Source organism: Frigoribacterium sp. PvP032, from assembly GCF_017833035.1.
GTDB lineage: Bacteria > Actinomycetota > Actinomycetes > Actinomycetales > Microbacteriaceae > Frigoribacterium.
Map to the genome: position 1 here is coordinate 2,510,931 of NZ_JAFIBM010000001.1, position 18,602 is coordinate 2,529,532.

Annotated in this window: 17 protein-coding genes and 1 tRNA gene; 4 read left to right on the top strand and 14 right to left on the bottom strand. The window is 73.8% G+C overall.

Annotation, left to right across the window (positions count from 1 at the left end; all coding sequences use genetic code 11):
• The first annotated feature begins 9 nt into the window (after positions 1-9).
• Together JOE35_RS11515 and JOE35_RS11520 are read left to right on the top strand one after the other, a co-directional pair.
• The gene (locus JOE35_RS11515) at positions 10-4,035 is read left to right on the top strand and encodes a Pls/PosA family non-ribosomal peptide synthetase (protein ID WP_209561188.1); all 4,026 of its coding nucleotides are present in this window, start codon (positions 10-12) and stop codon (positions 4,033-4,035) included.
• Between the two features lie 68 nt (positions 4,036-4,103).
• Positions 4,104-5,447, top strand: a complete 1,344-nt coding sequence (locus JOE35_RS11520; RefSeq protein WP_307803056.1) for a M1 family metallopeptidase — start codon at positions 4,104-4,106, stop codon at positions 5,445-5,447.
• A 23-nt stretch (positions 5,448-5,470) separates the two neighbouring features.
• Here JOE35_RS11520 and JOE35_RS11525 read toward each other — a convergent pair whose 3' ends face one another.
• Positions 5,471-5,947 (bottom strand): MarR family winged helix-turn-helix transcriptional regulator, encoded by a 477-nt coding sequence (locus JOE35_RS11525; RefSeq protein ID WP_374099724.1) that lies wholly within the window; start codon positions 5,945-5,947, stop codon positions 5,471-5,473.
• A gap of 35 nt (positions 5,948-5,982) precedes the next feature.
• Positions 5,983-6,270 carry a hypothetical protein gene (locus tag JOE35_RS11530; RefSeq protein ID WP_209561189.1) on the bottom strand — a complete coding sequence of 96 codons (288 nt, stop codon included), beginning with the start codon at positions 6,268-6,270 and terminating at the stop codon, positions 5,983-5,985.
• A gap of 116 nt (positions 6,271-6,386) precedes the next feature.
• Between JOE35_RS11530 and JOE35_RS11535 the strand changes: the two genes are divergently transcribed.
• The gene (locus JOE35_RS11535; RefSeq protein ID WP_194613504.1) at positions 6,387-7,286 is read left to right on the top strand and encodes an SDR family oxidoreductase; all 900 of its coding nucleotides are present in this window, start codon (positions 6,387-6,389) and stop codon (positions 7,284-7,286) included.
• A 91-nt stretch (positions 7,287-7,377) separates the two neighbouring features.
• Here the strand turns inward: JOE35_RS11535 and JOE35_RS15675 are convergent, their stop codons facing one another.
• From JOE35_RS15675 to obgE, 10 genes are all read right to left on the bottom strand, one after another.
• Positions 7,378-8,124, bottom strand: a complete 747-nt coding sequence (locus JOE35_RS15675; RefSeq protein WP_245186100.1) for a general stress protein — start codon at positions 8,122-8,124, stop codon at positions 7,378-7,380.
• A 324-nt stretch (positions 8,125-8,448) separates the two neighbouring features.
• A tRNA-Ala gene (locus JOE35_RS11545) sits at positions 8,449-8,521 on the bottom strand.
• A gap of 108 nt (positions 8,522-8,629) precedes the next feature.
• Positions 8,630-9,337, bottom strand: coding sequence for an AAA family ATPase (locus JOE35_RS11550; protein WP_209561190.1), 708 nt, complete (start codon positions 9,335-9,337; stop codon positions 8,630-8,632).
• 63 nt (positions 9,338-9,400) lie between these two features.
• Entirely contained in the window at positions 9,401-9,808 is a 408-nt protein-coding gene (gene rsfS, locus JOE35_RS11555) for a ribosome silencing factor (RefSeq protein WP_123548626.1), read from the bottom strand.
• A 45-nt stretch (positions 9,809-9,853) separates the two neighbouring features.
• Positions 9,854-11,077, bottom strand: coding sequence for a hypothetical protein (locus JOE35_RS11560; protein ID WP_209561191.1), 1,224 nt, complete (start codon positions 11,075-11,077; stop codon positions 9,854-9,856).
• The gene (nadD, locus tag JOE35_RS11565; protein WP_209561192.1) at positions 11,074-11,709 is read right to left on the bottom strand and encodes a nicotinate-nucleotide adenylyltransferase; all 636 of its coding nucleotides are present in this window, start codon (positions 11,707-11,709) and stop codon (positions 11,074-11,076) included. Before nadD ends, JOE35_RS11560 begins: the two co-directional genes overlap by 4 nt.
• Positions 11,710-11,726: 17 nt before the next feature.
• Positions 11,727-11,945 carry a hypothetical protein gene (locus JOE35_RS11570; RefSeq protein ID WP_209561193.1) on the bottom strand — a complete coding sequence of 73 codons (219 nt, stop codon included), beginning with the start codon at positions 11,943-11,945 and terminating at the stop codon, positions 11,727-11,729.
• A 34-nt stretch (positions 11,946-11,979) separates the two neighbouring features.
• The gene (locus tag JOE35_RS11575) at positions 11,980-13,260 is read right to left on the bottom strand and encodes a glutamate-5-semialdehyde dehydrogenase (RefSeq protein WP_209561194.1); all 1,281 of its coding nucleotides are present in this window, start codon (positions 13,258-13,260) and stop codon (positions 11,980-11,982) included.
• A 59-nt stretch (positions 13,261-13,319) separates the two neighbouring features.
• Positions 13,320-14,156, bottom strand: a complete 837-nt coding sequence (gene proB, locus JOE35_RS11580) for a glutamate 5-kinase (protein WP_209561195.1) — start codon at positions 14,154-14,156, stop codon at positions 13,320-13,322.
• Complete coding sequence (gene obgE, locus JOE35_RS11585) at positions 14,153-15,688, bottom strand: GTPase ObgE (protein WP_209561196.1); 1,536 nt, start codon at positions 15,686-15,688, stop codon at positions 14,153-14,155. The genes proB and obgE overlap by 4 nt, the downstream gene beginning before the upstream one ends.
• Positions 15,689-15,959: 271 nt before the next feature.
• Between obgE and JOE35_RS11590 the strand changes: the two genes are divergently transcribed.
• Positions 15,960-16,232 carry a DUF4031 domain-containing protein gene (locus JOE35_RS11590; protein WP_209561197.1) on the top strand — a complete coding sequence of 91 codons (273 nt, stop codon included), beginning with the start codon at positions 15,960-15,962 and terminating at the stop codon, positions 16,230-16,232.
• Positions 16,233-16,325: 93 nt separating this feature from the next.
• Here the strand turns inward: JOE35_RS11590 and JOE35_RS11595 are convergent, their stop codons facing one another.
• Both JOE35_RS11595 and JOE35_RS11600 read right to left on the bottom strand, forming a co-directional pair.
• Positions 16,326-17,732: a hypothetical protein gene (locus tag JOE35_RS11595; RefSeq protein WP_209561198.1), complete on the bottom strand. Its 1,407-nt coding sequence runs from the start codon at positions 17,730-17,732 to the stop codon at positions 16,326-16,328.
• Positions 17,713-18,561: a TIGR03943 family protein gene (locus JOE35_RS11600; protein WP_307803057.1), complete on the bottom strand. Its 849-nt coding sequence runs from the start codon at positions 18,559-18,561 to the stop codon at positions 17,713-17,715. Before JOE35_RS11600 ends, JOE35_RS11595 begins: the two co-directional genes overlap by 20 nt.
• Between the last annotated feature and the right edge of the window lie 41 nt (positions 18,562-18,602).

Genomic DNA, 18,602 nt, shown 5'->3' on the forward strand with positions numbered 1-18,602 from the left:
GCACGACCGATGCCGGACACCCCCTCGACGCCGACGCCCGCCCCGTTGCCCGCCGAGGCCTTCCTCCGATCGCCGCTCGCGGCCGAGCCGCGCACGCTCGTCGAGGTGCTGCGGGCCACGACCCTCGCGCACCCCGAGGCCTCGGCCCTCGAGGACGAGCGCGGGGCGCTGAGCTACCGCGAGCTCTCCGCGCAGGTCGCGACGGCGGCCGGCGTGCTCGTGTCGGCCGGCGTGCGCCGGGGCGACCGGGTCGGCGTGCGGATGCCGTCCGGCGACCGCCGCCTCCACCTCGCGATCCTCGCCGTGCTCACCGCGGGCGCCGCGTACGTGCCGGTCGACGCCGACGACCCCGAGGAGCGCGCCGCCCTCGTCTTCGGCGAGGCCGACGTGGCCGGCGTCGTCGGGGCCGGCGGCGTCTACCGGACCCCTGGCCAGGGCGACCTCGAGGGCGCGGCCCTCTTCAGCGGGCGGGTGCCGCACGCGAGCACGACGACGGAGGGGGTGCCGTCGGTCGCCGCTGCGGCCCCGCGCCCCTCGGACGACGCCTGGATCATCTTCACCTCGGGCTCGACGGGCACGCCCAAGGGCGTCGCCGCCAGCCACCGCGCCGCGGCCGCCTTCGTCGACGCCGAGGCACGGCTGTTCCTGCAGGAGGCGCCGCTCGGGCCGGGCGACCGGGTGCTGGCCGGTCTCTCGGTCGCCTTCGACGCCTCCTGCGAGGAGATGTGGCTCGCCTGGCGGAGCGGCGCCTGCCTGGTGCCCGCGCCGCGCAGCCTGGTGCGGTCGGGCGCCGACCTCGGGCCGTGGCTCGTGACGCACGGCATCACCGTCGTCTCGACCGTGCCCACCCTCGCCGCGCTCTGGCCGGCCGAGGCGCTCGAGTCGGTCCGCCTCCTGATCTTCGGCGGCGAGGCGTTCCCGTCCGACCTCGTCGGCCGGGTCTGCGCCGACGGCCGCGAGGTCTGGAACACCTACGGCCCGACCGAGTCGACGGTCGTCGCGACGGGCGCCCTGGTCGTGCCCGGCGAGCCCGTCCGCATCGGGGTGCCCCTCGACGGCTGGGACGCCGCCGTCGTCGACGAGTCCGGCCGCCCGGTCGCCGAGGGCGAGGTCGGCGAGCTGATCATCGGCGGCGTCGGCCTCGCGCGCTACCTCGACCCGGCGAAGGACGCCGAGAAGTACGCGCCGCACGACGGGCTCGGCTGGGCCAGGGCCTACCGCAGCGGCGACCTGGTGCGCCTCGAGCGCGAGGGCCTGGTCTTCCAGGGCCGCGCCGACGACCAGGTCAAGGTCGGCGGGCGGCGCATCGAGCTGGGCGAGATCGAGGCGGCCCTGCAGGCGCTGCCGCACGTCGCGGGCGCGGCTGCCGCGGTGCGCACCACCGACGCCGGCAACCAGGTGATCGTCGGCTACCTCGCCCTCGGGGCAGGCGCCTCCCTCGACCGCACGGAGGCGCTGGCCCGGCTCCGGGCGGAGCTCCCCGCCGCGCTCGTCCCGCTCCTCGCCGTGGTCGACGGAGACCTGCCGACGAAGACGTCGGGCAAGATCGACCGCGAGGCACTGCCCTGGCCCCTGCCGGAGCAGGCTGCCGCCGAGACGGGGCTGCGCGCCGACGAGGCCGTCCTCTCCGCCGACTGGCAGGCCGTGCTCGGGCTGCCCGTCGTCGACACTGCCGCCGACTTCTTCGACCTCGGCGGCGGCTCGCTCGCGGCGGCGCAGCTCGTCGCCCGGATCCGCTCACGCGACCCCGAGTACACCGTGGCCGACGTCTACTCGCACCCCCGGCTCGGCTCGATGGCGGCCGACCTCGCCTCGCGGGCCGAGGAGCGGGGCGAGACGGGCGGAGGCGCGGGCTCGGCGGGCGGCGCCGGCACCGGTCGCGACGACTACCGGCGCTCGGCGCCGACGCCCCTGCGCGCGCAGTGGCTGCAGACCCTGCTCGCGCTCCCCCTGCAGACGCTCAGCGGCCTGCGCTGGCTGGTCTGGGCGCTCACGGCGTCGGCAGTGCTGCGGACGGTCGACGGCTTCGAGTTCCTGCCCCGCACCTCCCCGTGGCTGCTGGTCGTCGGCCTCGTCCTGTTCGTGACCCCGCCGGGTCGGATGCTGATCTCGGTCGTCGCCGCGCGCCTCCTGCTGCGGGGCGTCCAGGCCGGCGACCACCCGCGCGGCGGCAGCGTGCACCTGAGGCTCTGGGCGGCCGAGCAGGTGCAGGAGCAGGTGGCCGCCGTCGGCCTCGCGGGCGCCCCGTGGGTCAGCTACTACGCCAGGGCGCTCGGCGCACGGATCGCCCCCGACGTCGACCTGCACGCCCTGCCGCCCGTCACGGGCATGCTGCGGATCGGCCGGGGCGCCTCGATCGAGCCGGAGGTCGACCTCTCGGGCTGGTGGCTCGACGGCGACGTGCTCCGCCTGGGCGCCGTCCGCATCGGCGCGGGCAGCACCGTCGGCATGCGCAGCACGCTGCTGCCCGGCACCCGCATCGGCAAGAACGCGACCGTCGCCCCCGGCTCGGCCGTCTTCGGACGCGTGCCGGCCGGGCAGGCGTGGTCGGGGTCGCCCGCCGCCCGCAGCGGCCGCGCGAAGGCCTGGTGGCCTGCCGAGCGTCCGCCGCGCGCGACCCGCTGGCTGTGGGCCTACGGCGCCTCGTCGGTGCTGCTGTCCCTGCTGCCCGGCGTCTCGCTCGTCGCGGGCGCCCTCGTCGTCGCGGCCGGGATGCGCGGCTCGGCGACCCTGGGCGAGGCCTGGTGGCGCGCGGTCGCCTGGGTCGTGCCCGGCACGGTCGTGGCCGGCGTCGTCGCGGCGGTCGCGGTCGTCGTGCTGGTCCGCCTGCTCGGCGTGGGCGTGGCCGAGGGGACGTGGCCGGTGCGCAGCCGCGTCGGCTGGCAGGTCTGGAGCACCGAGCGGCTGCTCGACCTCGCCCGCACGTACCTGTTCCCGATCTACTCGAGCCTCGCGACCCCGGTCTGGCTCCGCCTCCTGGGGGCTCGCGTCGGCCGCGACGTGGAGGCGTCGACGGTGCTGCTGCTGCCCGTCATGACGACCGTCCGCGACGGGGCCTTCCTCGCGGACGACACCTTGGTCGCCTCGTACGAGCTCGGCGGCGGGCACCTCCGGGTGGCCAGGGCCGAGATCGGGCGACGCGCTTTCCTCGGCAACTCGGGCATGGCCGGGCCCGGACACCGGGTGCCCGACGACGGCCTCGTCGCGGTGCTCTCGGCCGCTCCCCCGAAGTCGCGCCCCGGCTCGTCCTGGCTCGGGTCGCCGCCCGTCCGGCTGCGGCGCACGGTCGCCGCTGCCGACGAGGCGCTCACGTTCCGCCCGCCCACCCGGCTGCGGGTCGCGCGGGCCGTGTGGGAGCTCGGCCGCATCGTGCCCGTCGTCGTCACCGTGCTGCTCGGCACGGCCGTGCTCCTCGCCCTCGCCGGCCTCGCCGCCGCGCGGGGACCGCTGCTGGCGGGGCTCGCGAGCGGACTCGTGCTGATCGCGGCCGGGCTCGTCGCCGCCGTCGTGACCACCGCCTCCAAGTGGGCCCTGATCGGGCGCGTACGGGCAGGTGAACAGCCGCTCTGGTCGTCGTTCGTCTGGCGCAGCGAGGTGGCCGACGTGTTCACCGAGATGCTGGCCGCGCCCTGGTTCGCCCGGGCCGCGACGGGGACGCCTGCCCTCGTGTGGTGGCTGCGCAGCCTCGGGGCCCGCATCGGCCGCGGCGTCTGGACCGACAGCTACTGGCTGCCCGAGGCCGACCTGGTGACGCTCGGCGACGGATCGACCGTCGGACGGGGCTGCGTCGTGCAGACGCACCTGTTCCACGACCGGATCATGTCGATGGACACCGTGACCCTCGACGCCGGTGCCGCACTCGGCCCGCACAGCGTCGTCCTGCCGGCGGCCGTGGTCGGCAGCCACGCCACCGTCGGCCCTGCCTCGCTCGTGATGCGCGGCGAGGGCGTGCCCGACGGCAGCCGCTGGAGCGGCAACCCGATCGGGCCGTGGCGCGAGGTCCGGCACTCCGACTACCACGCGGCCACCTCGTGAAGGCACCTGTCGACGGCGCCGCACCGTCCGACGACACGGCGGCCGACGAGAGCGTGTTCGATGACACTGTGCCCGACACCGCAGTGCCTGCCAACGCAGTGCCCGACAGCTACACGCCCGACAGCGGCGCTGACGACTTCACCGTCGCCTCCTACGACCTCGAGCTCTCGTACCGGGTCGCCACCAACCGGCTCGACGGCCGGGCGACGATCTCGGCGGTGGCGACGGCGCCGCTGCGTCGCGCGGTGTTCGACCTCGTCGGCCTGCGGGTCTCGCGGGTGCGCGTCGACGGCCACAAGGCGCGCTTCAGCCAGAGCGCGACGAAGCTGACGGTCACGCTGCCCGACACGGCGGAGGCAGGCACCCGGTTCAGCACCGTCGTCGACTACTCGGGCCGGCCGGCACCACGCCGCGGACCGTGGGGCGAGATCGGCTGGGAGGAGCTGACGGACGGCGTCATCGTCGCGGCACAGCCGAACGGCGCCGCGACCTGGTTCCCGTGCAACGACCGCCCGGACGACAAGGCCACGTACCGCACGCGGATCGACGTCGAGCACGGCTACCACGTCGTCTGCAACGGCGACCTCGTCTCGCGCCGATCGACCCCCGGCAAGGTCACCTGGACGTTCGAGCAGCCCGAGCCGACCTCGAGCTACCTGGCGACGGTGCAGATCGGGCGCTACGAGTCGCGAGAGCTGGCCCTCGGCACCGACGACGAGCCCGTCCACGGCGCCCTCGTCGGCCCGGCGGACCTGCGCACGCGCATCGACCACGACTTCGGCGCCGTGCCCGAGATGGTGCGCTGCTTCACCGCCTCCTTCGGCCCCTACCCGTTCGGCGGCTACACCGTGGTGGTCACGGCCGACGACCTCGAGATACCGCTGGAGGCGCAGGGCGTCGCCGTCTTCGGGGCGAACCACGCCGACGGGCGGTCGGGCAGCGACCGGCTGATCGCGCACGAGCTGGCGCACCAGTGGTTCGGCAACAGCGTGGGCGTGGCGTCGTGGCGCCACATCTGGCTCAACGAGGGCTTCGCCTGCTACGCCGAGTGGCTCTGGTCGGAGTGGTCGGGAGGCGCGTCGGTCGCGACCCACGCCCGCCGCACCCACCTGCGGCTCGCCCTGCCGACACACGACATCACGGTGGGCGACCCCGGGCCGGACGCGATGTTCGACGACCGCGTCTACAAGCGCGGCGCGCTGACGCTGCAGGCCCTCCGGCTGACGATCGGCGACGACGCGTTCTTCGCCGTGCTGCGGAGCTGGACCGACGAGAACCGGTACGGCGCCGTGTCGACCGACGACTTCGTGCGGCACAGCGTGCGCGTCAGCGGCCACGACGCCGGCGAGCTCGAGCGCTTGTTCGCGGCGTGGCTCCTCGAGCGCCCGCTGCCGCGCCTGCCCCGCGACTGAGCTCGTCTCTCGGCCCCGAGCTCTCAGCTCTCAGCGGCGGCGATCAGCTTCGACATGGTGCGGTGCAGCAGCACCAGCTCGTCGCGAGTGACGTCGAGCCGGGCCATCATCCGCTCGGGGATCGACTCGGCCTGCTCTCGGAGGGCGGCCCCGGCAGCCGTCAGCTCGATGCTCAGCGCTCGTTCGTCCTCAGCGCTGCGCCCGCGAGTGACCAGCCCCTGCGCCTCGAGCCGCTTGACCAGCGGCGACAGCGTGCCAGGGTCGAGCCTCAGCAGCTCGGCCAGGTCGCGGAGCGCCAGCGGCTGCCGCTCCCACAGGGCGAGCATCACGAGGTACTGCGGGTGCGTGAGCCCCATCGGCTCGAGCACGGGCCGGTAGGCGGAGACCACGCTGCGGGAGGCGACCGACAACGCGAAGCAGATCTGGCTCTCGAGCGCGAGCGGGTCGACCGGCGCCGGGTCGGCCGGCACCGGGTCGACCGGCGCCGAGTCGACGGGCACGGGGTCGACCGGCACGGAGGCGCGGTCCGCGGCGCTCACTCGCCTGCGTCCCGAGGGCAGTGCAGCATCGTGCGCGGTCCGGAGCGGTCGACGACGTGCTCGTCCATCGGGCGGCCGCAGAGCGGGCAGGCCCCGCCGTGCTCGGGGGCGACGATCGGAGCCTCGTCGCGGATGCCGAGCTGGGCGCCGCCGATGTAGGGACGCAGCCGGGAGTTCATCCGTTCGACGGCGTCGCCGAACCAGCTGCCGTGCTCGTGCCCGGGCTCGCGGCCCTGCGCATCGCCCTGTTCGTCGCCGTGTCGCCGTGATCTCTTCGTCGCCATGTGCTGAGCGTACCAATCATTGGCACGCCAAGCTATGGCCGAGGAGGCGGCCCCCGCGTACCCCGGCACCCGCTTGCCCTGAGCAGGCGGCCAGCCCCACGGCGTATCACGGGTGCATGACCCGCGATCAGTACACCTTCGACGACCCCCGCACCCGCTACCCCGTGATCAGCCCGGAGGTGCAGCAGCAGCCGGAGCCCGGGCTCCAGTCGCGCATGACGCCCGTCCCCGACCTCGGCGAGGACACCTACCGCGGGACCGGCCGCCTGACTGGCCGCAAGGCGCTCATCACCGGCGCCGACTCCGGCATCGGCGCGGCCGTGGCCATCGCCTTCGCCCGTGAGGGCGCGGACGTCACCCTCTCGTACCTGCCCGAGGAGGAGGAGGACGCCCGCCACGTCGTGTCGCTCGTCGAGGCGGCCGGGCAGAAGGCCGTGGCCGTCCCCGGCGACCTGACCAGCGCCTCCTTCTGCCGCGAGCTCGTGCAGCGGGCCGTCGACGGCATGGGCGGGCTCGACGCGATCGTCAACGTCGCCGGCGTCCAGGTCTGGCAGGAGTCGATCGACCAGATCACGGACGAGCAGTTCGACCGGACCTTCAAGACCAACGTCTACGCGCCGTTCTGGATCATCAAGGCCGCACTGCCGCACCTGCAGCCCGGCTCCACGATCGTCAACACGGCCTCGCTCGAGGCCTACACGCCCGCCCCCGACCGCCTCGACTACGCGACGACCAAGGGCGCGATCAACAACTTCTCGAAGGGCCTGGCGCAGCAGCTCGTCGGGAAGGGCATCCGCGTGAACGTCGTCGCCCCCGGGCCGACCTGGTCGGTGCTGCAGGTGACGCAGGGCGTCGACCCCGAGACCCTGCCCGAGTTCGGCTCGAGCGAGTCGCCGATGGGGCGCGCAGCCCAGCCGGCCGAGCAGGCTCCGGCGTACGTGTTCCTCACCAGCGCCGAGTCGAGCTTCGTCGCGGGCGAGACGCTGAACGTGAACGGCGGGATGGTCACGCCGTGAGGCGCTGAGCCGTCGGGCTCGGTCTCGGCACGACGAAGGGCCCCGCTGGTGCGGGGCCCTTCGTCGTTCGTACGTGTCCGCGAGGCTGCAGCTAGGCGACCTTGCGCCCCTGGGCGAGCACCTGGTGGGCGCGGGCGGAGAGCTCTCCGCGCACGAGGACCTCGTAGCGACCCGCCTCCATGGTCTTGACCGAGGCGAAGTCGCGACGGCCGCGAGTGGCGGCATGTCCGACCGCACCCCAGAGGGCGCCCCACAGGGCTCCGGCACCGAGCGCGATCAGCAGCACGCCGATGAACGCGACCCCGGGGGCGAAGATGCTGAAGAGCAGGCCGAGCAGGAGGCCGAACCACGCACCGCCGGCAGCGCCGCGAGCAGCAGCCTTGCCGGTGGTGAGGCGGCCGGCGACGTTCTCGACCGTGCGGATGTCGTGACCCACGATCGAGACGCTCTCGACGGGGAAGCCCTCGTCGCTCAGCAGGTCGACCGCGGACTGGGCGTCCTCGTAGCGGGTGAAGGTGGCCAGCGTCTGCGGGTGGCCCTCGCCGGCGAAGGCGCCGATGCCCTTGGGGCCGGGGGCGCCGGTCGTCGGGGACGAGGCGGGCGCGCCCTGCTGCGGGGCACCGTAGGGCGCACCCTGCTGGGGTGCGCCGTAGGGAGCGCCCTGAGGTGCGCCCGGAGCGGTCGTCGGCTGGTCGGCCGGCGCGGTCGGGCCGCCGGCAGGGGTCGGCGCGTACTCGCCGTACGCAGGACGGGGGCGGTCCGCACCCGTCGGCGTCCCGGAGGCGCGGGTCGCGTCGTCGTCGGGGACGGGAGTCTGGCCAGGCTGCTCGTTGCTCATGCATGATGTCTACCCCGTCAGCCAGCCGCGTGGAGCCGATGCACAGCGCACGTCCAGATGGACGTTCCCCTCCTGCACCGCCGACCCGCGCCTCCGGCGCTCGCCTGCGCCGGCCTGCGCTCGCGCAGTTCAGGAACCGCGTGCGCCCGAGTCCTGAACAGTGCACGAGTCAGGATCCGCAGTCCTGCACAACACCAACTCAGGACTCACGTTCCTGAATTGAGGGCCGCACCGCAGCCGGCGGCACGGCTGCAGAACGAGAAATGGCCCCACCCGGAGGTGAGGCCATTCGCGGTGATGCTCGGTGTTGCTGTTGCTTCTCGGTGGATCTGAGGGGACTCGAACCCCTGACCCCCTGCATGCCATGCAGGTGCGCTACCAGCTGCGCCACAGACCCAGGAAGTGTTGCTGTCTTGCTCGTGTTGCCGCTGCCGAAGCAACTCGTCAACCTTACTACAGAATCCGAGGCTGCAAGTACACCGGCCGCGAGGCCCGCCACCGCAGCTCAGAGGTGTCGCAGGTACCGCCCCGGCTCGTCCAGGAAGGCCCGCCAGTGCTGCACGAGGTCGAGCTCGCCCCACGTCGTCCGCTCGATGCCCCGCTCACCGAGCTGCAGCACCGACGCGCCGGGAAGCGCCGTGAGCACCGGCGAGTGGGTCGCGCAGACGACCTGCCCGCCGGCGTCGACGACGTCTGCCAGCGTGCCCATGAGCTGGAGGCAGGCCGAGAACGAGAGCGCGGCCTCTGGCTCGTCGAGCAGGTACAGCCCCTTCTCGGCCAGCCGGGCGTCGAAGGCGTGCAGGAAGCTCTCGCCGTGGCTCACGTCGTGGAACCCCGGGTCGCACTTCTCGTACCGCGAGAACATGTCGAGCGCCGTCTCGGACCGCAGGAACCAGCCCTTCGCCTTCCGGCCCACCATGCGGCTGCCGGTCGGCGTGCGACCGAGCGCGAGGACGGCACCCAGCTCGGATGGCTCGAGCTCGGACGAGTACCTGCCGTGCGAGCGACCGCCGCGCACATCGGCACCCCACGCCTCGGCGAGGGCCTCGACGATCGTGGACTTGCCGCTGCCGTTCTCGCCGACGAGGAAGGTCACGGGGGCATTGAGGGACACGCCCGCACCCACGAGCGCCGCGACCGCCGGGACGGTGAACGGCCACTCGTCGGGGTCGACCACCCGCTCATGTGGCACGTGGACCCGGTCGATGATCATGCCGTCAGGGTCGCACGGACCACCGACGGCGGACCCTCGGCGCGAGGCCGAGAGGGTGCCGGGCTAGGCCTCGGACGACGCCGGAGCCGAGGCGGCCTCGGCGGAGGAGGCGGTCACCACGTCGAGCGGGATCGCCGGGCAGTCGCTCCAGAGGCGCTCGAGCGAGTAGTACTGGCGGTCTTCGTCGTGGAAGACGTGGACGACGACGTCGCCGAAGTCGAGCAGGATCCAGCGGCCCTCGGCGCGACCCTCGCGGCGCAGGGTGCGTGCGCCGGCCTCGAGCATCTTGTCCTCGATCTCGCCGGCGATGGCGACGACGTTGCGCTCGCTGCGACCGGAGGCCAGGAGGAAGATGTCGGTGAGGGCCAGCGGCTCGGAGACGTCGAGCGCGACGAGGTCGTCGGCCTGCTTGTCGTCGGCGGCGCGGGCTGCGATCTGCAGGAGCTCGATGGCACGAGGGGTGGCTGTCACGGATTCCTTCGGGGTGGGTCGCCCCGGGACGGGACGACGGCGGCGTCAGCCGCCGAGGATGCCCGTGGCGAACCCGGCGATGACGACACCGATGATACCTGCTCCGAGGACGCCCCCGCCGATCCCGAGGATCAGGGGCAGCCTGCTGGAGGCGGGCTGCGAGGCGGCGAGCACGACCGACCGCGTCGAGGTGTGGGTGCTGATGGCCCGGCTGGCCCTGACGGGGGCAGCGTCGGTCTCGGCGCTCTCGGCGTCGCCCTGCTCGAGCAGGCGGTCGATGTCGGAGTTGTCGATGCGGGCCTGCGAGCCGGTGGCGCCCAGGCTGCGGGGCAGGTCGATGGAGCCGGTGATGATGATCTCGCCCGTGGCGTTGAGGGCCCCGGTGACGTCGGCGACCTGCTGGTCGGTGAGGATCAAGGCGTTCGTCTGGCCCGTGTGGGTGCCGAGGGCACGACCGGGGACGGTGTCGTCGTCGGGCTCGTCGGACTGGGTCGTCCAGTGGCCGACGGGCGGCACGAAGCCGCTCGGCTCGGGGACGGACGCGGGTGCCGGCTCGGCCGCGGCGGCTGCCGGCGCGGACGGCTCGGAGCTGTCGGCGGCGGTCGTGGACGAGGCGGCGGCCGAGTCGCCGTCGACCGGAGTCGACGCGGAGCCCGGACGAGAACCGCCCAGGTCGAGGGGGAACACGGAGGGCGCGGACGTGGGCGCGGCTGCAGGCCCGGAGGACGGCGCAGTCGGCTGTCCGGTGCGACGCGGGCCGGGTGCGCGCCCGTCGTCGTCGACTTCGGGGACTCGGCCGTCGGCGGCGGGGCCCGGCACGACGGACGCGTCGTCGCCGGCCGTCTGCCGCGCGCTGGCCGGGGCGCTCTCGTCGAGCGGCGCCACGATCTCGTCGACCGTGCTCAGGGCGTCGACCAGGCGGCGGCGCGGCTCGGGCCCGGGAGCCTGGAGCGGGACGGGGGCCGACGGCCCGGTCTGCTCGGCACGCTGTGCACGCATCTGCCGACGGGTGAGCCCGTCCGGACCGGCGACGGAGGCCGGAGGAGGCGTGGGTGCGGACGCGGGGACCGGCGCGGCAGCCGGCGCGGACGTCGCAGCTGCCTGCGGGGCCGAGGCCGGGACCGGCCGGGCCGCTGCGGACGCGGGCGACGGGCCCGAGGCGGGGGCGCCTCCTGCGGTCCCCTCGGCGACGGCGCGACCTGCCTCGCGGGCACGTTCGCGCTCGCGGATCTGGCGCCGGGTCAGCGGCTGCTCGTCGGACGTGCTCATGCGTTGCTCCGATACAGGTGGTGCTTGGAGATGTACTGGACGACCCCGTCGGGGACCAGGTACCACACCGGGAAGCCGCGTCCCACCCTGGCACGGCAGTCGGTCGACGAGATGGCGAGGGCGGGGACTTCGAGCAAGCTTACGTCGCTCTCCGGGAGGCTGCCGACGCTGAGGTCGTGGCCCGGGCGGGTGACCGCGACGAAGTGCGCGAGGTCCCACAGCTCGCGGACGTCCTTCCAGTCGAGGATCTGCGAGACGGCGTCGGCCCCGGTGATGAAGAAGAGCTCGGAGTCGGGCCGCTGGGCGCGGATGTCGCGGAGGGTGTCGATCGTGTACGTCGGCCCGTCACGGTCGATGTCGACCCGGCTGACGGTGAACATCGGGTTGGAGGCGGTGGCCACGACGGTCATCAGGTAGCGGTGCTCGCTGTCGCTGACGCCGGACTTCATGTAAGGCTGTCCCGTCGGGACGAACAGCACCTCGTCGAGGTGGAACGACTGCGCGACCTCGCTCGCGGCCACGAGGTGCCCGTGGTGGATCGGGTCGAACGTGCCGCCCATGATGCCCACGCGGGGTCGACGACCGGTGACGAACGCCCCGGGGGTGCTCGTCGCAGGCGTCGTGCCGACCATGCTGCGGTGCCGCCGGGTCAGTGCTGCTCGGGGTGCCCGAACTCGTCGATCGGGCCGGCGTGGTGCGCCTGCGTCGACGCCTTGCGGGGCGAGCGGTTGGCGACGTCGCGGTAGCTCCAGACGACGAAGCCGAGGAACAGGAAGAAGAGGCCGAAGACGGCGCTGATCACGACGGGGGGCGCGATCAGGGGCGCGAGTTCTTCGTGGGCTGCGGCCAGGAGGGCGACGTCGAGCATGGGTTCTCCGTTCCGAGGGGCGATCTCGGACAGTCTAGCCGCGCGTCCGGACCTGGCTGCGCACCTGGCCCTGCCCTCGAACGACCCACTTCGTGCTGGTGAGCTCCGGCAGGCCCATCGGGCCCCTGGCGTGCAGCTTCTGCGTCGAGATGCCGACCTCGGCGCCGAAGCCGAACTCGCCCCCGTCCGTGAAGCGCGTCGACGCGTTCACCATCACGACGGCGCTGTCGACCTCGAGGAGGAACCGCTCGGCCACCGCGTGGTCGTTCGTCAGGATCGACTCGGTGTGGTGCGTCGACCAGCGGGCGATGTGCGCCATCGCCTCGTCGACGTCGGCCACGACGCGGACCGCCAGGTCGAGGCTCATGTACTCGGCGGCCCAGTCGGCGTCCGTCGCCGGGACCGCGTCGGGGAACGCGCGCAGGACGCGCTCGTCCCCGTGCACCGTCACGCCGGAGGCGCGGAGGGCGGCCAGCACCGGCGGCAGCAGGCGGTCGGCCGCGTCCTCGTGCACGAGCAGGGTCTCGAGCGCGTTGCAGACGCTCGGCCGGCTGACCTTCGCGTCGAGGACGACGTCGACCGCCATCTCCTCGTCGGCGGACGCGTCGAGGAACACGTGGACGACGCCGGCCCCCGTCTCGATCACGGGCACGGTCGACTCGCGCACGACGGTCTCGATCAGCTCGGCGCTGCCGCGCGGCACGAGCACGTCGACCAGCCCCCGTGCCCGCATCAGCTCGGCGGCCCCGGCACGACCGTGCTCGTCGACCGTGACGACCGCGTCGGCGGGCAGGCCAGAGGCGACCAGCGCCTCCTGCAGGACGTCGACGAGCACCCGGTTCGTCTCGCGCGCCGCGCTGCCGCCGCGGAGCACGGCCGCGTTGCCGCTCTTGAGCGCGAGGGCGGCGATGTCGACGGTCACGTTCGGGCGGGCCTCGTAGATGACGCCGACGACGCCGAACGGGACGCGCACCTGGTCGAGCCGCAGGCCGTTCGGCAGCACGCGGCCGCGGAGGCTCTCGCCCACCGGGTCGACGAGCCCGGCGACGAGCCGCACGGCGTCGGCCAGCGCCTCCAGCCGGACCTCGTCGAGGCGCAGGCGGTCGCGCAGGGCCTCACCGACCCCCTCCTCGAGCGCGCGCGCCAGGTCGAGCTCGTTCGCGGCCACGATCCGTGGGCCCTCGGCGACGAGCGCGGCGGCGACGGCGTGCAGGGCGGCGTCCTTCTCTGCGGCGGTCAGGGTCGCGAGGCGGACGGACGCCGCCTTCGCGGCACGCAGGGTCTCGGTGAACGACGGGGCGACGGTCGACGACATCCCCGGATCCTACGGCGAGGGGCTCCGCCACCGCATCGACGGCGCCGTCAGCGGCGCCGTCAGCGGCGGGGCGCCGCCGCGAAGAACGTGCCGACCGACGCGCCGTTCAGGGCCGAGGCGACGTTGGCCGCCGACGTGACGAGCACGGGCGTGCCGGCTGCGGCCGCGTAGCGCGCGGCGGCCACCTTCGTGCCTGCTCCCCCGGTGCCGACGCCGGCCGCGCCCGCGTCGCCGAAGGTCACCCCGGCCAGGTCGTCGCCCTGCGGCACGTCGTCGATGCGCACCGCGCCCGGCTCGTGCGGCGGGCGTGTGTAGAGAGCGTCGACGTCGCTGAGCAGCACCAGCACGTCGGCGCCGATCAGCTCGGAGACGAGCGCGGCGAGGCGGTCGTTGTCGCCGAAGCGGATCTCCTGGGTCGCGACCGTGTCGTTCTCGTTGACGATCGGCAGGATGCCCAGCTCGAGGAGGCGCCCCATCGCCCGCTGCGCGTTGCTGCGCGGCGTCGGGTCGGCCATGTCGCCGGCAGTGAGCAGCACCTGGCCCGCGACGATGTCGTGGCGGCGGAGGCTCTGCTGGTACCGGAAGATGAGCACGTTCTGGCCCACCGCCGCGGCTGCCTGCTGCGTGGCGAGGTCGGTCGGCCGCGAGTCGAGCCGCAGGTGCGGCATGCCGGTCGCGATGGCGCCCGACGAGACGAGCACAACCTCGGCGCCGCGGGCGTGGGCACCGGCCAGGGCGTCGACGAGCGGCTCGATCTGGTGGGCGGCCTCGCCGCTGATCGACGACGACCCGACCTTGACGACGATGCGCCGGGCCAGGGCGATGTCCGCCCTGGCGGCGACGACCGGCTCGCCGCCGGGGCGCAGCAGGGTCTCGGCAGGGCCCTCGGCGCTCATCGTTCTTCGTCGCCCTCCTTGACGAGGAAGCCCTCGTCGTCGGTCCACAGTCCGGCGGCGCGCTCTCGCTGAAGCTCGGCACGGGCCTCAGCCTTGGCGTCCATGCGCTCGAAGTAGTCCTCGCGGCGCTGGTTGCGGGTCGGGCGGTCGTTCTTGATCAGGCGCGGGTCCGTGCCGCGGGCCGAGGTCATCAGCTCGGCGGTCGACGTCAGCGTCGGCTCCCAGTCGAAGACGATGCCGCCCTCTGGGCCGATGACGACGGTCGAGCCGGCCTGCGCACCGGCCTTGAAGAGGGCGTCCTCGATGCCGATCGCGTTGAGCCGGTCGGCGAGGTAGCCCACCGCCTCCTCGTTGTTGAACTGGGTCTGCACGACCCAGCGCTCGGGCTTCTGGCCGAGGATGCGGTACACGTTGCCGTACGTGCCGCCCTCGACCTTGATGACGAACGGCTTCTCGTTGACCGCGCGGGGGCGCATGACCAGACGAGGAGGCGCGGGCCGGGCCGCGATCTCGGCGCGGCTCTGCTCGACGACCTCGGCGAGGGCGAACGAGAGGTTGCGGAGGCCCTCGTGGCTGACGGCCGAGATCTCGAAGACGCGGTAGCCGCGGGCCTCGAGCTCGGGCGTGACGAAGTCGGCCAGCTCGCGCCCGTCGGGCACGTCGACCTTGTTCAGCGCGATCAGCTGGGGACGCTCGAGCAGGGGCGTCTGCCCCTCGGGCACCGGGTACGCCTCGAGCTCGCGACGGATGATCTCGAGGTCGGTCAGCGGGTCGCGGCCGGGCTCGAGCGTGGCGCAGTCGAGGACGTGCAGCAGCGCCGAGCAGCGCTCGACGTGGCGGAGGAACTCGAGCCCGAGGCCCTTGCCCTCGCTGGCGCCCTCGATCAGGCCGGGGACGTCGGCGACCGTGTAGCGGGTCTCGCCCGACTCGACGACGCCGAGGTTCGGGTGCAGGGTCGTGAACGGGTAGTCGGCGATCTTCGGCTTGGCGGCCGAGAGCGCGGCGACGAGGCTCGACTTGCCGGCCGACGGGTACCCGACGAGGGCGATGTCCGCGACGACCTTGAGCTCGAGCAGGACGTCGCCCTGCCAGCCGGGAGTGCCGAGCAGCGCGAAGCCGGGGGCCTTGCGCTTGGTCGACGAGAGCGCGGCGTTGCCGAGCCCGCCGATGCCGGCCTCGGCGATGACGTAGCGCATGCCGTGCTCGGTCATGTCGACCAGCTCGTCGCCGTCGACCGTCTTGACGACGGTGCCGAGCGGGACCGCGAGCTCGAGCTCTTGGCCCTGGGTGCCGCTGCGGTGGTCGCCCATGCCGGGGCCGCCGTTGTCGCTCGAGCGGTGCGGCGCACGGTGGAAGCCGAGCAGCGTGGTGACGCCGGCGTCGGCGACGAGCACGATGTCGCCGCCGTTGCCGCCGTTGCCGCCGTCGGGGCCGGCGAGGGGCTTGAACTTCTCGCGCTTGACGGAGACGCAGCCGTTGCCCCCGTTGCCTGCTCGCAGGTGGAGGGTCACGTGGTCGACGAATGTGGCCATGTATCGATCTCTTCTAGCTCTGGTGCCGGCGCGCGCTGCCCCGGGTCTGACGCGCACGGTCGACCGGTGACGGGCCGTGCGGTGGTGCCTCGCCGTCGGCGGACGGAGGCGACGATGGTGTCGAGAGGCCCTGGGTGTCCGACAGGACCTGTGGCCTCGCGGACTCCCGCGGAGCCGGGCGCACCTGGGCCGGGTGAGCACCAACCTGTCATGATACAGGGCCTGTCTGGGCCGGTCAACGCGACGACGACCGTCCGGCTAGCATCGGCCCGTGACCATCCTGATCGACGAGCCGGTGTGGCCCGCGCACGACACCGTCTGGGCCCACCTGGTCAGCGACGCGTCGTACGACGAGCTGCACGCCTTCGCGGCAGCCCAGGACATCCCCCGCAGGGGCTTCGACCACGACCACTACGACGTGCCCGAGTCGCGCTGGCACGACCTCGTCGCCGCCGGCGCGCAGCCGGTCACCGGGCTCGACCTCGCCCGCCGGCTCGAGCGCAGCGGGCTGCGCGTCTCACAACGGGTCAAGCGCGGGCTCTGACCGGACCCGCGGCGCGGCCGCCGGCGCGGGCTCTGACCGCACCCGCGGCGTGGCCGCCGCCGACAGCTGCTGCACCCGCGGCTCCCCTGCGGCTCACCAGGCCGCGGCGTGCCCCGTGAAGCTCGCGACGACGGTCCCGGTCTCGACGTCGACCACCGTCGTGGTCGTCCCCTCCGGCACGGGGTCGATCGTGTAGCTGTAGTCGGTGGTGTCGTCCGCAGAGGCGGTCTCGACGGCCAGGTACTGCCCGTTCGGCGAGACGGAGAAGCCCTCGATCTGCGACGACTCGCCCGCGGGGCGGAACAGCACCCGCGCCTCCTCCTCGTCGTCCAGCACGATGAGGTTGGTGAAGCTGGCCCCGCCGTCGGCCGGCACGGCCACCTGCTGCACGTACTCGGTCGCGGCGACGGCGACGAGGTCGCCGCGGTAGGGCGTGCCGCCCTCGACGGCCGAGAAAGGGATCGGCGTCTGCTCGCCGGTCGCCAGGTCGACACGGAACGCCTGGAGCGCCGTGGCCGCCACGATGCCGCGGCCGTCGAGCGAGACGCCCTGCAGGGCGACGAACGTGCCGAGGGGACGAGGAGGCGCGGTGCCGGCCAGGTCGTACAGGGCCACCTGCTCGTCGCCCGCCTGGGCGACGAGGCTCGCCTGGCCCGGGACGACCGCCCAGTCGAGCACGGACACGGGCTGGCCGGAGAGCGAGAGGACCGGGGCGACGGCGCGCTGGCCCTGCAGCGGCAGCGTGTAGAGCAGTTCCCGCTCGGAGCCCTGCGGCCGCCAGGAGAACGCGAGGGTGGTCGTGGCGGCGTCGGCGCCGAGCTTCGTGATCAGCCCCGTGCCCTCGGGCAGCGGGAGGGTCTCGGCGGCGACGCCGTCGTCCGACACCAGGCTCAGGGTCGACTGCTCGCCGTCGTCGGTCACGACGGCGACGGCCGTGTCGAAGGCCTCGAAGGCCTGGATCCGGGGCGCCGACCAGATCGGGGTCCTGTCGCCGCCTCCGAGGAGGGGGGCCCGTTCGAGCACGTCGTCGGCGCCCTCGCCGCCGTGCACGACTCGCAAGGTCACGGCCGGGTCCGTGCTGAAGGTCGTGCTGAGGGTGGAGTCCTGGCGCTGGTACACGCTCGAGACGCCCTGCACCGTGACCGTGTAGTCGGTGCCGTAGCGCAGCCGGTCCGCGAACTCGACGGCGACCACGTCGCCCGAGGTCTGCACCCGGAAGTCGGCGGCCGGCGACACCGTCACCTGGCCGGGGTCGACGTGGGCGACGGGCTGGTTCGCGAACAGGCGCAGCTGCTGGCCGGACCGGTCCACGACCGCCGTCGTGTCGACCTGCACGTCGGTCAGCTTCGGGCCCTGCAGGTGCGTGAGCACGCCGAACACTGTGCAGACGAGCGCGAGCACGACGACGAGCGCGACGAAGCGACGCCGCTGCCGGGCGTGCCTGTCCGCCTCGTCGAGATCGCCGTCGGCCGCCCAGAGATCAGTAGAGGTAGGGGTCACTCGGCTGGCCGACCTTCTCGAGCTCGTCGGGCACGAGGGCGATCGGGTCGCTCGACGTGCGGCTCGGGTTCGTCTGGAAGCCGCCGGACACGTCGAGCCACTCGTCGGCCGACACCTGGCTCTGCCAGTCGACGAGGTGCACCGGCACCCCGACCGGCTGGGCGTCGACGGCGCAGCAGGTCACGACGAAGCGCGACACGTAGAAGACGTCGGGGTCGTCGCCGGCCGGCACGACGAAGCCGACCACGTCGGCGGTCTTGCCCTCGAAGAACGACAGGTCGCTGGTCTGCCGCAGCAGGCCCGCCCAGTCGAGCACCGAGAACGCCGCGTAGGCGTCGGCGTCGGCCGACGCGGCGTCCTCGACACTGGTGCCGGCGAGGGAGGCGGTGGACGAGTTCACGTCGCGCTGGCCGGCCGTCGCGCTCGTGAGCGTCGCAGGCGGGAGGACGACGAGCGACACGGCGACCGCAGTGGTGACGAGCGTGCCCGCGGCGACGGCGGCGGTCCGGGCTGCGGCACGACCCCGTCGACGCCGCCGCGGGCGCTCGGCGGGGGCACGGAGCTCGTCCTCGAGCGCGTGCGGGTGCCCGTCGTGGTCGTGCCCGTGGTCGTGCCCGTCGCCGTCGTCGCCCGCGTCGCGGGAGGACGGGGCGAGGACGAGGACCCCGAGCGACAGCACCATGCCGATCGCGATCATGATCACGGTGAACACGACGTAGCGCGGGTGGATGTAGAGCACGAGCTGCCCCGTCGCCGACAGCCACAGGGTCGAGATGCCGACGACGAGGGTCAGGAGCACGCCCTGCCAGCGATCGGCGAGGCGGGACACGGCGTCGAGCCGGAGCGGCGTGCGGGAAGCGCCGGGAGCAC